Source organism: Variovorax sp. W1I1, from assembly GCF_030815625.1.
GTDB lineage: Bacteria > Pseudomonadota > Gammaproteobacteria > Burkholderiales > Burkholderiaceae_C > Variovorax > Variovorax paradoxus_C.
In genome coordinates this window covers 6,377,353-6,391,688 of the sequence record NZ_JAUSWZ010000001.1, presented here as the reverse complement: position 1 = coordinate 6,391,688, position 14,336 = coordinate 6,377,353, and the positions used below count along the sequence as shown (strand labels likewise).

Sequence of the window (14,336 nt, the reverse complement as noted above, 5' to 3'; positions counted from 1 at the left end):
GCTCGATCAGCGGCGGCAGGCGCGTTGCAGGAGCCGCGCAATCAGTCTGCGGGGCGCATCTTTTTCACTTCGTCATCCGAAGGCTGGAACTTGGCACCGTCGAGGTACACGTAGTCGACCATCACGCCCTTGCCGCCGTCGTTCTTGGTCTTGCCGACATACGCGCCCATGGTGGACTGGTTGTCCTGCGCGCGGTAGTTGATCTTGCCGAAGGGGGTGTCGACCTGCAGGCCCTTGAAGGCCGCGACGAGCTTTTCAGTGTCGGTGCCGCCGGCCTTCTTGATGCCCGCGGCGATCGAGTGGATCGCGCTGTAGCCGACCACCGAGCCCAGGCGCGGGTAGTCCTTGAACTTGGCCTGGTAGGCATCGAGGAAGGCCTTGTGCTCGGGCGTCTTCACGCCGTTCCACGGGTAACCCGTCACGATCCAGCCGTTGGGCGCTTCGTCCTTCAGCGGGTCGAGGTACTCGGGCTCGCCGGTCAGCACGCTCACCACTTCACGGTCCTTGAAGAGGCCGCGCGTGTTGCCTTCGCGCACGAACTTGGAAAGGTCGGCGCCGAACAGCACGTTGAAGATCGCGTCGGGCTTGGCATCGGCCAGCGCCTGCACCACGCTGCCCGAATCGACCTTGCCCAGCGGCGGGGCCTGTTCGGTGACGAACTCGACATCGGGCTGCGCGGCCTTCAGCAGCGTCTTGAAGGTGGCGGCCGACGACTGGCCGTATTCGTAGTTGGGGTACACGATCGCCCAGCGCTTCTTCTTGAGCTTGGCGGCCTCGGGCACCAGCATCGCGACCTGCATGTAGGTCGAGGGACGCAGGCGGTAGGTGTACTTGTTGCCGTTGCTCCAGACGATCTTGTCGGTGAGCGGTTCGGCGGCCAGGTAGAAGAACTTCTTTTGCTTGGCGAAGTCGGTGAGCGCGAGGCCCGTGTTCGACAGGAACGCGCCGGCCAGCACGTCGATCTTCTCGCGCGAGATGAGTTCTTCGGCCACGCGCACCGCGTCGCCGGGGTTGGCGTTGTCGTCGCGGCTGATGAGCTCGATCTTCTTGCCGTTGATGCCGCCCTTGGCGTTGATCTCGTCGACCGCCAGTTCCATGCCCTTCTTGTAGGGCTCGAGGAAGGCGGGCTGCGCCTTGTAGCTGTTGATTTCGCCGATCTTGATCACGCCCTGCGCATGCGCGGGGACAAGGGCTGTGGCCAGCGTGACGACGGAAGCGGCGCAGAAGGCAAGGCGCAATGGATTCATCGGGAAGCTCCTAGGGGTTCGAACAGAAAACATGTGTGCGGTGGTGATGACGAAAAGGCGGATCGATCAGCGCAGGCCGTCTTCGCCCTTGATCTCGCTGGCCTGCAGCCCGCCGATGCGCGGCAACGGACGGCCGCTGTCGGTGACGGCCACGGCAACGACGATTTCGTTGGCGCGCGGCGCATCGGACACGCGGGCCTCGATGGCGTCGAAATGGCTGCGCACGAAGGCGGCGTCTTTATGGCCGAGCGGCACGTCGACGGCGGTGCCGAGCGTGCCCTGCTTCTTGGCCGAAGGCACGAGCGCCGCGCCTTTCTCGACCGCCACGCGCAGCGGCGCGCCGAGCTTGGGATGCAGGATGGCGGCCGCATGCTCGAGTTCGCCGCGCTCGCCGACGATGGCGGCCTTGCCGTAGCTCTGCGCCTGGCCGGGCTCGATGCCCAGCGCCTTCACGGCCTTCTGGCCGAGCAGCGCGCCGAGCTCTTCGCCGATCGCGATGAGCTCGTCGAGGTTCTCGCTGTAGCGGCCGGCGTACGGGTTCTCGATCACGGCAATGGCGACGGCGCGGCGCGTGGGCGGCGTCACGTCCTGCCCCATTTCCTTGCGGACTTCATCGACCTGGATGACGAGCTTGCGGATGTTGGCGGTCATGTTCTGTGTGTTCCTTGTCTTGTCTCTATCTCTGCATGCGCGGGGCTCAGCGCAGGCCGTCCCACTTGCTGATGTCTTTCGCGAGCAGACCGCCGACGCGGGCGTGCACGCGGTAGCCGGTGCTCATCGCGAGGATGAAGACGATCTCGTCGGCCGCGGGCGCGCCGGGCACGCGCACTTCGATGGCATCGAACTGGCCGCGCACATAGCTCGCGTTGATGTTGGTGAGCGGCACGTCGAGCGCCGCGCCGGGTGGGCCGACCTTCTTGGTCGAAGGCACGATGGAAAGCGCGTTGGCGGGCTGGCCGCTTTTTTCTTCGGCAACGCCTTGGGTGTAGGCCACGCGGCTGCCCTTCCAGCCGAGCAGTTCGCGCATCGCGTAGCCGCCGGGCACGTGCCAGAGCGCACCGTGCTCCAGCTCGCCGTCGGCGCCGACGATGGCGCCCTTGCCATAAGTGGCGATCTGCTCGAGCGGCACGTCCATCGCGGCGTGCAGCTTGTGCGCCATGTCCACGCCCACGGGATCGAGCAGCGCCATCATCGGCAGGATGTCGGGCTCGTAGCGGCCGGCGAAAGGATTGGTCAGCACCGCGCCGATGGCACCGCGCACCAACGGGGTGTCGGCACGCGGTCCGAACTCGTGGTGGATGTGCTCGACATGGGTGAAGACGCGGCGGATATCGATCATGAAAAAGAACCTTGCTTTCGTTAAGCAAATACTGAACCAAGTGATTTCGGCAGCACGGTCTGCAGCGACTTCGAGCATAAGGGCTCGACAAGTCGGAACTGCCCCTGGCAAACGAGTAGAGCGGCCCAGACGAGCCCCCCTTTTTGCAGGACCTTGGCGCAGATCGCGCCCGTATCGAGTGCGCTCTTGACCTGCGACGGTGCGAGCGGCGGCACGTCGACGGTGACCAAGGCGTCGCCCAGGTCGCTGTCATCCTTGCATTCGCTGGCGGGCTTGCGCTGGATGAGCGCGTCGTCGACATCGACGGCGTTGGCGATCACTGTCGCCGCCGCATCGGCCTGTGCTGCGGTGGCGGCCAGGACCGTCACGCTGTCGGCGATGCCCAGCGAGAAACTGCGGCCACGCCAGCCGCTGGTGGCGACGCCGCGCACGGGCTCGTCGGCATGCAGTTCGAACTGGCCGTCGGTGGTGAGGATGCTGTTGCTGTGGTTGCGCCAGTCGAAGCGCGCGATGTCGGCGAACACGCCCACGCGCGCCGAGTGACCAGGCGCGAGGTGCAGTGCGATGTCGCCGCCGTTGTTGATCCAGGCGCGCTCGATGCCGGGGCGGTCGTAGAACGCGATGAGCTCCTGCGCCACCGAGCCGGCCACGGCGGCCATCGGGGTGATGAACATCGGCGAGAACGCCGCGCAGGCATCCCACATGCGCTGGCCGACGACGCCGCGCGGGCGCAGCTTGTCGGTCACCGGCAAACGCAAGAGCGGCAGTTCACGAACCAACTCGTCGAGCACATGGCCGAAGCGCGCCCAGGCCGCGTCGTGCGCGGCCGCGACGGCGTACGGATCGCCGTGCGCCTCGGCCACGATGTCGATCGGGCCGTGGTTGAAGTGCCAGCGACTTGAGTCAAGCGCGCTGCGTTGGGCAGACATGGTTCAGCCCAGCATGGGTGCGTGGCCGAGCGGCCACGGGTTGGCCGCGTCCATCGCGAGCCATTGGCGCGCGAGCGGCGCGCCGTCTTCCTGCCACGCACCGCGCGCGAGCGCCTGTTCGAGCGAGAAGATGTGTTCCATGTGGCCGCCGAGCGCCTCGTAGTCGGCGCGCCGCATGCTGAACTCGATGGGCGCGACGATGGCCGGCGTGGGCACGGTGCCGAAGCTGTTGTCGGGCATGCGCATGACATCGGCCATCACGGTGATGCCGCCGCCGGGCCACACATAGGCGGGCGCGCCGCCGCAGGTGACGTTGACCAGCGCACGCTTGATAGCGCGCGTTAGCAGCACCGGGTTTTCGGTCACGCCCGCACGCAGGCTGCCGCCGGCACCGCCGAGGAACAGCACGGTGCACAGCGACGGCTCGCAGTTCTCGCCGATGCGGTCGACGATGCGCTTCACCTCGGCGGGCATCTCCTGCTCGACGGGCTTCAGTGCCTCGTCGAGCACGTACCACTGAGCGTGTTCGCCAGTAGTCGATGTCATGAGCAATCGCAGGCCCGGGCGCGCAACGCCCTCTTCCCAGCCCTCGATGATCGCGAGCGGATCGGCGATGTCGGTGCCGCCCCAGCCGTTGCCCGGGTTCGCCACCTGGAAGTAGCGCCCCGGCGTGGACTTGCGACCCAGCATCTGGATGCCCGAGGGCGCCATGTCGAGGCAGCGGCCGGCCTGGTGCTCGGTGAGCACGCCGGTGATGTGGTCGTCGACCACCACCACCTCGTCGGCCACGCCCGCAAACTGGCGCGCGAAGATGCCGACCGCTGCGGAGCCGCAACCCACGCGCATGCGCTGCTCTTCCACGCCGTTGACGATGGGCGCCTTGCCGGCCTGGATCACGAGCGTGGAGCCGCCGTCGATGGTGCACTCCACCGCCTTCTTGTTGCCCAGGAACTGCATCAGCTCGGCCGTCATGCGGCCTTCCTTCTTGCTGCCGCCGGTGAGGTGGTGCACGCCGCCGAGCGACAGCATCTGCGAGCCGTATTCGGCCGTGGTGACGTGGCCCACGACCTCGCCGCGGTAGCGCACGTTGGCCTGCTCGGAGCCAAGGAACCGGTCGGTGTCGATCTTCACCTTGAAGCTGCAGTAGCTGAAGATGCCCTCGGTGACGACGGTGACCATGTCCACGCCCTGGGCCTTGGAAGCCACGATGAAGGGGGCGGGTTTGTAGTCGGGGTACGTGGTGGACGAGCCCACGCCGGTAACGAAGACTTCGTCTGCGTGCAGCAGGTCGCCGTTCCAGTCGGGGGCGCCCGCTTTGATCACTTCGTTCTTGTCGGCGGCCGGGCGATCGAAGGGCACCAGCGTGGGCGCCTCGCTTGCGATTTCGCGGCGCAGCAGCACGACGGGGTCGACGCGCACCAGCACGCCTTCGCGATTCGCATAGCGGTCGCAGGCGCCGGTGCGGCCGTCGGAAATCTGGCACAGCACCGGACACGCGTTGCACTCGACCTTGGCGGTGCTCATCTTCTCGTTGCGCGGCGGCGCCTTGCCGAAGGCGCTCGCGCCGGCTTCGGCGACCACCGGCATGTCCATGCCGGGTAATCCGTCTGTCTTGGTGTGTTCGGTCATCGGGGCGATCTCGTGGGCTGTCTGTATGGGGCAATCGGTCCGGTGAGGTTTGCAACAAACGTGCCGTCTGCCCGCTTGTGCGCCGCCTGCCGTTTGTGTAGCATTCCCTACACTTTCATGTTGCAATCACTACATTGAAGATCAATGTAGCAAACAGGCCCGATGCTTGCAATGGTGTTTTCTCGCGGTATTCATCGGGGTTTTTACGACCAACGACAATGGAGGGTTCGCAGCCGGCCGGCGGTCATGCCCCAAGGGTGTGCATCCGCGGCTCAGCCAGCCCCTCCCCTGTTACCAACCAACTCTTGAGTTCCGTATGAGTGCATTCAGCGAAGAACGCGTCCTGAGCGTCCACCACTGGACCGACCGCCTGTTCACCTTCACCACCACGCGCGACCCGGCGCTGCGCTTCTCGAACGGTCATTTCACGATGATCGGCCTGAAGGTCAACAACAAGCCCCTGCTGCGCGCCTACAGCATCGTGAGCCCGAACTACGAGGAGCACCTCGAGTTCCTGAGCATCAAGGTGGAAGAAGGCCCGCTCACCTCGAAGCTGCAGCACATCCAGGTGGGCGACACCATCATCGTGGGCCGCAAGCCCACCGGCACGCTCTTGATCGACTACACGCTGCCCGCCAAGCGCCTGTATCTGTTCGGCACGGGCACCGGCCTCGCACCGTTCATGAGCATCATCCGCGACCCGGAGACCTACGAGAAGTTCGAACAGGTCATCCTGGTGCACGGCGTGCGCCAGGTCGACGAACTGGCCTACCACGACCTCGTGACCGACCACCTGCCCAAGCACGAAATCCTGGGCGAGATGATCGAGAAGCAGTTGCTCTACTACCCGACCGTCACCCGCGAAGAGTTCCGCAACCAGGGCCGCATCACCGACCTGATCGAGAGCAACAAGCTCACCGACGACCTGGGCCTGCCGCCGCTCAATGTCGAGGAAGACCGCGTCATGCTGTGCGGCAGCCCGGGCCTCCTGGTGGACCTCAAGCACATCCTGGAAAAGCGCGGCTTCAAGGAAGGCAACACCTCGACGCCCGGCGACTTCGTCGTCGAACGCGCTTTCGCGGAAAAGTAAGACAGAGACGCCGCGCGCACGATGGCCGACAGCCGCACCGCTTCGAAAACAAGCAAGGCCACCAAGCCCCAGCGCCGCACCGGCGTGCGCGAGGCGGCCGCCCAGGCCACGCGCGACAGCATCCTGAAGTCGGCGACCAAGGTGTTCGCCAAGTACGGCTATGACGGCGGCAGCGTGGAGAAGATCTCCAAGGCTGCCAAGTCGTACGATCGGATGATCTACTACTACTTCGGCAGCAAAGAGGGCCTGTTCATCGCGGTGCTCGAAGGCATCTACCAGCGCATGGACGATGCCGAGGCCGCCATCGCGCTCGATGCCAGTCGCCCCGTTGAAGCGCTCACCGAAGTCATCCGCTTCGTGCTCGGCTACTACCGCAAGAACCCCGAGTTCGTGACGCTCTTGAACACCGAGAACCTGCACAAGGGCCGGCACATTTCCAAGTCACTGCGGGCACGCGAGTATTCGTCGCGAGCAGTGGCGATCATTGCGGAGATCCTCGCGAGCGGCTCGGCGCAGGGCCTGTTCCGCAAGGACCTCGTGGCGCGCGACATCTACCTGCTGATCGCGTCCACTGGCTATTTCTATACCTCCAATCGCCACACGCTCACCGCCTTCCTCGGCGAGCCGCTGGAGTCGCCGGAGGCGATCACGCACTGGGAAAACTTCGTGATCGAGACCCTGCTGCGCACCGTGCGCGCGGACGACATCCAGGAACAAGACAACACCCCACCCCACGACGAGGACACCACGAAATGGCAGAAATCGCAGCCGGCGCAAAGTCGGGCAAGGTCGTCATAAAGAACATCGGGCTCCTGCTCTCGGGCGACATCGACAAGCCCATCCTGGATGCCGACACCATCGTGGTGAACGACGGCCTGATCGTCGCGGTCGGCAAGGAAAAGGACTGCGACCTCGAAGGCGCGAAGACCGTCATCGACGCGAAGAAGACCTGCGTCGCGCCCGGCCTCATCGACAGCCACGTGCACCCGGTGTTCGGCGACTGGACGCCGCGCCAGGGCCAGATCGGCTGGATCGACTCCACGATGAATGGCGGCGTGACCACCATGATCTCGGCGGGCGAAGTGCACCTGCCGGGGCGCCCCAAGGACATCGTCGGCCTGAAGGCATTGGCCATCACCGCGCAGCGTGCGTTCGACAACTTCCGCCCCGGCGGCGTGAAGGTTCTCGCCGGCGCGCCCGTCATCGAGAAGGGCATGGTCGAGAGCGACTTCAAGGAACTCGCCGAAGCCGGCGTGGGCCTCCTGGGCGAAGTGGGCCTGGGCTCGGTGAAAGCCGGCTACGAGGCCAAGGAGATGGTGGCCTGGGCGCGCAAGTACGGCATCCAGAGCACGATCCACACGGGCGGCCCGTCGATCCCGGGCTCCGGCCTGATCGACAAGGACGTGGTGCTCGAAGCCGACGCCGACATCATCGGCCACATCAACGGCGGCCACACCTCGCTGCCCGAGGCGCATGTGTGCGAGCTGTGCGAGAAGAGCTCGCGCGCGATCGAGATCGTGCACAACGGCAACGAGAAGGTGGCCATCGCGGCGGCCAAGGCTGCCCTCGAACTGAAGTGCCCGCACCGCGTGATCCTGGGCACCGACGGGCCCGCGGGCTCGGGCGTGCAGCCGCTGGGCATCCTGCGCATGGTGGCGATGCTTTCGTCCATCGCGAACATTCCGGCCGAGCTGGTGTTCTGCTTCGCAACCGGCAACACGGCGAAGATCCGCAAGCTCAACTGCGGCCTGATCGAAGTGGGCCGCGATGCCGACTTCGTCTTCATGGACCGCGCGCAACATTCGCCCGCGCCGGGCCTGCTCGAGAGCGTGCAGCTGGGCGACATCCCGGGCGTGGGCATGGTGATGATCGACGGCATCGTGCGCTGCGGCCGCAGCCGCAACACGCCGCCCGCGACCGAGATTCCGGTGGTGGTGTCGGGCGCGCACTGACGCCCTGCCGCTGCGCCTACGAGCGCGGCGGCCTGAACACCAGATAGCGCGCGGACAAGAAGTTCACGACCAGCCCCGCGCAGCTGCCCAGTGCCACGCCGGCAGCCGGTGCCCAGGCACCCGTCGTCCAATGCAGCACCAGCACATAGGCGCCGTAGTTGACGACGGCGCCGCCGAGCATCGTCACGAGGTAGCCGAGGTACTCGCGCAGCACGGAGTCGTTGGCGCTCCGCGCACTGAACGTATAGCGCCGGTTCAGTGCCCAGGTCGCGGTAGCAGCCGCCAGGAAAGACAGCACCCGCGCGCCATACCAGCCCAGCAGCGGCGCCGTCAGGTACAGCACCGCCACATCGACCACGAAGCCCGCCGCGCCGACCACGGCGAACGACAGGAACTCCCGCCCCAGCTTCATCGCGGCGCGTTGGAGCCGCAGTTGCGCACGCCCGGAATCGCCAGGTAGCGCAGCCGCTTGGCCTCCCTGCGGCCGAGCGTCACCGCGTGCATCACCACGCCGCACACCATCGACAGCATCGCGCCCAGCATCGCGCCGGTGGCCAGCACCGCCGTGGGGAGCCGGGGCACCAGGCCGGTGTGCATGTAGGTGACCACGAGCGGCACGACCAGCGCGACCGCACCCACCGCGAGCAGCGCCGCGATGATCGAGAAGAACTGCAGCGGCCGCTCGCTCACGAAGAGCTTGCAGATGGTCTTCAGGATGCGCCAGCCGTCGCGGTAGGTGGAGAGCTTGCTGTGCGAACCCTCGGGGCGCGTGCTGTAGGCGGTGCTTTCCTCGGCCCATGGCATGCGCAGCTCCAGCGCATGCACGGTGAGCTCGGTCTCGATCTCGAAGCCGCGCGACAGCGCCGGGAACGACTTCGCATAGCGCCGCGAGAACACGCGATAGCCCGAGAGCATGTCGGTGAGGCCGCCGCCAAAGAGCTGCACCACCGCGCCGGTGAGCATGCGGTTGCCCAGGCGATGGCCGGCGCGGTAGGTGAGCGCGTTCTGCCCGTCGTCGATGCGGTTGCCCACCACCATGTCCAGGTTGCCGTCGATCAGCCGCTGGATGAGGCGCGGCGCGGCGGCGGTCTCGTAGGTGGCGTCGCCGTCGACCATCACGTAGATGTCGGCTTCGACGTCGGCGAACATGCGCCGCACCACATTGCCTTTGCCCGGTGCCGCCACGTGCGTGACGATGGCGCCGGCCGCGCGCGCGACGGCGGCTGTGTCGTCGGTCGAGTTGTTGTCGAACACGTGGATCTCGGCGTCGGCCGGCAGCGAGGCGCGGAAGCCCTCGACCACCTGGCGGATGGCCAGCGCTTCGTTGAAGCACGGAATCACCGCGGCGATGCGCGGCGCGGCGCTTCGTCGGCTCACGGTGTCGGCGGCGTGGTCAACGTCGTTCATGGTGCGGTCGGAAGGATTCGGTAGGCCCGGCTGCCATCTTGTGCGAACAGCGGGGCGAAGTGGGTGTCGAAGCCGGCGCGGGTCGCGAGCGTCGGCGCCAGGTGGTCGGGCATGACGATGGCGGTGAAGCCCAGCTTGGCGAGCTTGTTCGCCATGTCGCCAGGCGGCAGCAGCAGGAAGTCGGCATAGCGCCACGGGCCGAGCGTATCGCCCCAGATCGGATTCGGGCCGTAGTAGATCGCCTCGTTCAGCGCGATCTGGTAGACGCGGCCGGTGGGGTTGCGGCGCAGGTAGTCCATGACGGCGTAGCCCGGCACGTGCTGGCGCAGGAACGCCTCGCGCGTCTCGGGTGTGGGCGAGATCATCGCGACCTTGCCTGCGGTCTGCCGCACCGACACGGCCGCCAGCACGGCCAGAAGCAACACCACGACCCAGTCGCCGATGCGCGCCGCGCTGCGCCGGTTGGTGAGTTCGGGCACGCCTTCCGCGGTGGCCGCCTTCATGCCGAAAACGCGGCGCACGCCCGCTGCAATCCAGCCGAACAGCACTTGCCAGCCTATGGCCGCCGTCATCGCAAGCAGCGGGAACGAGGCCGTCAGATAGCGCGGATAGCGCGAGGTCACGACCCACACGGCCAGCGAGTAGAAGCAGAACCAGCCCGCGGCGCGCACCGCGGCCGAGCGCTTCCACAACACACCGAAAGGCGCGAGGAACACCGACCAGATCAGCGCGTTGGGCATCTCGGCGTGGTCGCGCACGTCGGCGAGCTGCTGCACGTAGTCGGCCGGAATCCACTCGCTGAAGCCGAACACGCGTGCGCCGATCGGGTTGAACGGATCGCCGGTCATGACGGCGTTGCGTGCATACCAGTAGATGCACGGGATCAGGAAGCACACGAACGCCAGCGCCCAGGCCTTGGGCCGGCGCTCGTGCCACACGACGAAGAGAGCCACCAGCGGCATGAATACCAGCGCCTGGTATTTGGAGCCTGCGGCCACGCCGAGGCAGAAGGCAGCAAGGCCGAGCCAGCGCATGCCGCTGTGCACGGGTTGCGATTCGCGCCACCACCACAGCGACACGCAGGCCGTGAGCACGAAGAGCGCCACGCCCATGTCGATCAGCGCGTTCGAGTAGTCGCCGAGCCCCAGCCAGATCGCCGCGCCGATGCAGGCGGTGAGCCGATTGGCGTGGAGTATCCCGAGGCGATAGATCATCACCACCGAGAGCCCGCCCGCCAGCGCATTCAGGAAGTGCGGCAGCACGTCGTCGCCCACCTGCAGGGCGGCGGCGTAGAGCAGGTTGTAGTTGTACGGAAACCAGGGGTAGCGCAACCACTTGTGGATACCGAGCGAGCCCTGCTGCGCGACTTCGCGCGCATAGGGCAGGTGGTACATCAGCTCGTCGAACGCGGCCGGCGGTGCGAGCGGCGCGATCAATGCGGGCAGCGCGACAAGCACCAGCGCGACCATCGCGATGCGGTCGAAGTAGGTCCACGGCACGGCGACGGCGCTCGCGTTCAGGGTGCGCCGCTCGCGCAGCCACGCGGGCAACTGCAGCGCGGCGACGACGACGCCTCCGGCAATCACCGCCAGCGTGGCGCCGAGCTTGAACACACCGAAGATCGCCAACGCCTGGAACGCGCAGATGAAGAGCCCGACGCCGAGCGCGACCGCCACTGCACCCTCGAGCCAGCCATCGCGCCGCGGCGGCGGCGCCAGGCGAGCCAGCACGCCGCGCCCCCACCCCCAGCAGCTGACGACGAAAACCACGAGTGCCGCGTAGTGCGCGGCTGCAAACATCAGCTTCTGAATAACAACTCCCGGTGCCGGTCGGCCAGGCCGGCCGGCAGGTTCAAAGGTTGGGCGCGAGGAGCCGCTCGAGATCGGACTCGCTCTCCTTGCGCCGCGCGGCCTGGTCCTGCAACTGGTCGTGCCCGATCTTGCCGACGTTGAAGTACGTCGCATCGGGGTGGCTCAGGTAGAAACCACTGACGCTGGCGGCCGGCATCATAGCGAGGCTTTCCGTCAGGGTCATGCCAATGTCCGCGCAGGCCAGAAGGTCGAACATCGGGCCCTTCACGCTGTGGTCCGGGCAGGCCGGGTAGCCGGGCGCGGGGCGGATGCCGCGGTATTTCTCCGCGATCATGTCCTCGTTGCTCAGGCCCTCGTCGGGTGCATAGCCCCAGAGGTCGGTGCGCGAACGGTGGTGCAGCGATTCGGCGAAGGCCTCGGCCAGCCGGTCGGCCAGGGCCTTGAGCATGATGGCCGAGTAGTCGTCCAGGTCGTCGATGAAGTACTTCTCTTTCTTCTCGACGCCCAGGCCGGCGGTAACCGCGAACACGCCCACGTAATCTTTCAAGCCGCTGTCCTTCGGCGCGACGAAGTCGGCCAGGCACCGGCTCGGGCGCATCACGCCGTCGATCACCTGCTTCTCGGTCTGCTGGCGCATGCCGTACCAAGTGAGCGCGACTTCGCTGCGCGTCTCGTCGGTGTAGAGCTCGATGTCGTCGTCGTTCACCGTGTTGGCGGGCCAGAAGCCGACGATGCCGCTCGCGCTGAGCCAGCGGCCTTCGATCAGGCGCTTCAGCATGCGCTGGCCGTCGGCGTATACGCGCACGGCCTCGGTGCCGACCACCTCATCTTTCAGGATCGCGGGGAACGGGCCGGCCAGGTCCCAGGTCTGGAAGAACGGGCCCCAGTCGATGTACTTGGCGAGCTCGGTCAGGTCGAAGTTCTTGAACACGCGCCGGCCGATGAACTTGGGCACCGGCGGCACGTAGTTCGACCAGTCGACCGGCGTCTTGTTGGCGCGCGCCTTGGCGAGCGGCCACATCGGCACCTGCTTCTTGTTGGCGTGCTGCGTGCGCACCTTCTCGTAGTCGGCGTTGATCTCGTCGATGTACGCGGTGGCCTGGTCGGAGAGCAGCGACTGCGCCACGCTCACGCTGCGCGACGCGTCGGGCACGTAGACCACGGGGCCTTCGTAGTGCGGCGCGATCTTCACGGCCGTGTGCACGCGGCTGGTGGTGGCGCCGCCGATCATCAGAGGGATCTTCTTGATGCGGAAATGGTCGTCGCGCTGCATCTCGCCGGCCACGTACTGCATCTCTTCCAGGCTCGGCGTGATGAGGCCGGAGAGACCCACGATGTCCGCGCCCTCGACCTTGGCGCGCGCCAGAATTTCGTGGCACGGGACCATCACGCCCATGTTCACCACTTCGAAGTTGTTGCACTGGAGCACGACGGTCACGATGTTCTTGCCGATGTCGTGCACGTCGCCTTTCACCGTGGCGATGATGATCTTGCCCTTGGTGCGCACGTCGCGACCCGCGGCTTCATCGCGCAGCTTTTCTTCCTCGATGTAGGGCAAGAGGTGGGCCACGGCGGACTTCATCACGCGCGCCGACTTCACCACCTGCGGCAGGAACATCTTGCCGGCGCCGAATAGGTCGCCCACGATGTTCATGCCGTCCATGAGCGGGCCTTCGATCACATGCAGCGGACGGCCGCCCTTGGCGAGGATCTGCTGGTAGGCCTCTTCGGTGTCCTCGACGATGAAGTCGGTGATGCCGTGCACCATCGCGTGCGAGAGGCGCTGATTGACGTGCACCGGGTTCTCCGGCGTGCCGCGCCACTCGAGGCGCTTGCTCTCGTCCTTGGCGCCGCTCTTGGCGGTTTCGGCCACTTCGACCAGGCGCTCGCCGGCGTCGGGCCGGCGGTTGAGCACCACGTCTTCCACGCGCTCGCGCAGCTCGGGTTCCAGGTCGTCGTACACGCCCACCATGCCGGCGTTGACGATGCCCATGTCCATGCCCGCCTTGATCGCGTGGTACAGGAACACGGTGTGGATGGCTTCGCGCATCGGATCGTTGCCGCGGAAGCTGAAGCTCACGTTCGACACGCCGCCCGACACCTTCGCGCCCGGCAGGTTCTCCTTGATCCAGCGCACCGCGTTGATGAAGTCGACCGCGTAGTTGTCGTGCTCCTCGATGCCGGTGGCAATGGCGAAGATGTTCGGGTCGAAGATGATGTCCTCGGGCGGGAAGCCCACCTCGTCCACCAGGATGCGGTAGGCGCGCTCGCAGATCTCGACCTTGCGCTCGTAGGTGTCGGCCTGTCCCTTCTCGTCGAAGGCCATGACGACGGCGGCGGCGCCGTAGCGCTTCACGAGCTTGGCCTCGTGCTTGAACTTGTCCACGCCCTCCTTCATGGAGATCGAGTTGACAATGCCCTTGCCCTGGATGCAGCGCAGGCCCGCTTCGATCACATCCCACTTGGAGCTGTCGACCATCACCGGCACGCGCGCGATGTCGGGTTCGCTCGCAATGAGGTTCAGGAACCGGACCATCGCGACCTTGCTGTCGAGCATGGCCTCGTCCATGTTGATGTCGATCACCTGGGCGCCGTTTTCGACCTGCTGGCGCGCGACGGCCAGGGCCTCTTCGAACTGGCCGTTCAGGATCATTCGCGCGAAGGCCTTGGAACCGGTGACGTTGGTGCGTTCGCCGATGTTGACGAACAGTGTGCCCTCGCCGATGGCGACCGGCTCGAGGCCGGACAACTTCATGGGGGGAACGGAAATCTGTGGGGTCTGCGCCATGGGCTCACCTGCGAAAGGAACGGACAGGCGAGCGTCGTTTTGAAATCCCAAGCCTGACGGCCCGCCGGGCGGACCGCTGCAACGCTCCTTGGGAGGGGATGGATTTTAAGGGCGTTCGTCCGAGCCCGCGGGAAAGCCCTAGTC

12 protein-coding genes and 1 riboswitch are annotated in these 14,336 nt (G+C 66.4%); of the genes, 3 read left to right on the top strand and 9 right to left on the bottom strand.

Going from position 1 to position 14,336, the window contains the following annotated elements:
* Window positions 1-41: 41 nt before the first annotated feature.
* The 5 genes from QFZ83_RS29770 to QFZ83_RS29750 all read right to left on the bottom strand — a co-directional run bounded on the left by QFZ83_RS29770 (window position 42) and on the right by QFZ83_RS29750 (window position 5,144).
* Window positions 42-1,247, bottom strand: a complete 1,206-nt coding sequence (locus QFZ83_RS29770; RefSeq protein ID WP_013538680.1) for an ABC transporter substrate-binding protein — start codon at window positions 1,245-1,247, stop codon at window positions 42-44.
* 66 nt (window positions 1,248-1,313) lie between these two features.
* Window positions 1,314-1,898 carry an amino acid synthesis family protein gene (locus tag QFZ83_RS29765; RefSeq protein WP_307511958.1) on the bottom strand — a complete coding sequence of 195 codons (585 nt, stop codon included), beginning with the start codon at window positions 1,896-1,898 and terminating at the stop codon, window positions 1,314-1,316.
* A 46-nt stretch (window positions 1,899-1,944) separates the two neighbouring features.
* On the bottom strand, window positions 1,945-2,586 hold the full coding sequence (locus QFZ83_RS29760) for an amino acid synthesis family protein (protein ID WP_013538678.1): 642 nt from the start codon (window positions 2,584-2,586) through the stop codon (window positions 1,945-1,947).
* A 20-nt stretch (window positions 2,587-2,606) separates the two neighbouring features.
* Window positions 2,607-3,515, bottom strand: coding sequence for a UPF0280 family protein (locus QFZ83_RS29755; protein ID WP_307511955.1), 909 nt, complete (start codon window positions 3,513-3,515; stop codon window positions 2,607-2,609).
* 3 nt (window positions 3,516-3,518) lie between these two features.
* Window positions 3,519-5,144 (bottom strand): 6-hydroxynicotinate reductase, encoded by a 1,626-nt coding sequence (locus QFZ83_RS29750; protein ID WP_307511953.1) that lies wholly within the window; start codon window positions 5,142-5,144, stop codon window positions 3,519-3,521.
* A gap of 316 nt (window positions 5,145-5,460) precedes the next feature.
* Here QFZ83_RS29750 and QFZ83_RS29745 point away from each other — a divergent pair, with 316 nt between their 5' ends.
* From QFZ83_RS29745 to QFZ83_RS29735, 3 genes are read left to right on the top strand one after another with little or no spacing between them, the layout of a single operon-like run.
* Window positions 5,461-6,234 carry a ferredoxin--NADP reductase gene (locus tag QFZ83_RS29745; RefSeq protein ID WP_306880905.1) on the top strand — a complete coding sequence of 258 codons (774 nt, stop codon included), beginning with the start codon at window positions 5,461-5,463 and terminating at the stop codon, window positions 6,232-6,234.
* A gap of 21 nt (window positions 6,235-6,255) precedes the next feature.
* Entirely contained in the window at window positions 6,256-7,032 is a 777-nt protein-coding gene (locus tag QFZ83_RS29740; protein WP_306880904.1) for a TetR family transcriptional regulator, read from the top strand.
* Complete coding sequence (locus QFZ83_RS29735) at window positions 6,987-8,186, top strand: amidohydrolase family protein (RefSeq protein ID WP_042576928.1); 1,200 nt, start codon at window positions 6,987-6,989, stop codon at window positions 8,184-8,186. Before QFZ83_RS29740 ends, QFZ83_RS29735 begins: the two co-directional genes overlap by 46 nt.
* Window positions 8,187-8,202: 16 nt before the next feature.
* Here the strand turns inward: QFZ83_RS29735 and QFZ83_RS29730 are convergent, their stop codons facing one another.
* The 4 genes from QFZ83_RS29730 to metH are packed head-to-tail and all read right to left on the bottom strand — an operon-like array spanning window position 8,203 to window position 14,192.
* Window positions 8,203-8,598: a GtrA family protein gene (locus QFZ83_RS29730; protein ID WP_307511951.1), complete on the bottom strand. Its 396-nt coding sequence runs from the start codon at window positions 8,596-8,598 to the stop codon at window positions 8,203-8,205.
* On the bottom strand, window positions 8,595-9,593 hold the full coding sequence (locus QFZ83_RS29725) for a glycosyltransferase (protein ID WP_307511950.1): 999 nt from the start codon (window positions 9,591-9,593) through the stop codon (window positions 8,595-8,597). Before QFZ83_RS29725 ends, QFZ83_RS29730 begins: the two co-directional genes overlap by 4 nt.
* On the bottom strand, window positions 9,590-11,392 hold the full coding sequence (locus QFZ83_RS29720; RefSeq protein WP_307511949.1) for a glycosyltransferase family 39 protein: 1,803 nt from the start codon (window positions 11,390-11,392) through the stop codon (window positions 9,590-9,592). The genes QFZ83_RS29725 and QFZ83_RS29720 overlap by 4 nt, the downstream gene beginning before the upstream one ends.
* Window positions 11,393-11,444: 52 nt before the next feature.
* Window positions 11,445-14,192, bottom strand: a complete 2,748-nt coding sequence (gene metH / locus QFZ83_RS29715) for a methionine synthase (RefSeq protein WP_373457518.1) — start codon at window positions 14,190-14,192, stop codon at window positions 11,445-11,447.
* A 22-nt stretch (window positions 14,193-14,214) separates the two neighbouring features.
* Window positions 14,215-14,288: riboswitch (S-adenosyl-L-homocysteine riboswitch) on the bottom strand.
* Window positions 14,289-14,336 lie beyond the last annotated feature (48 nt).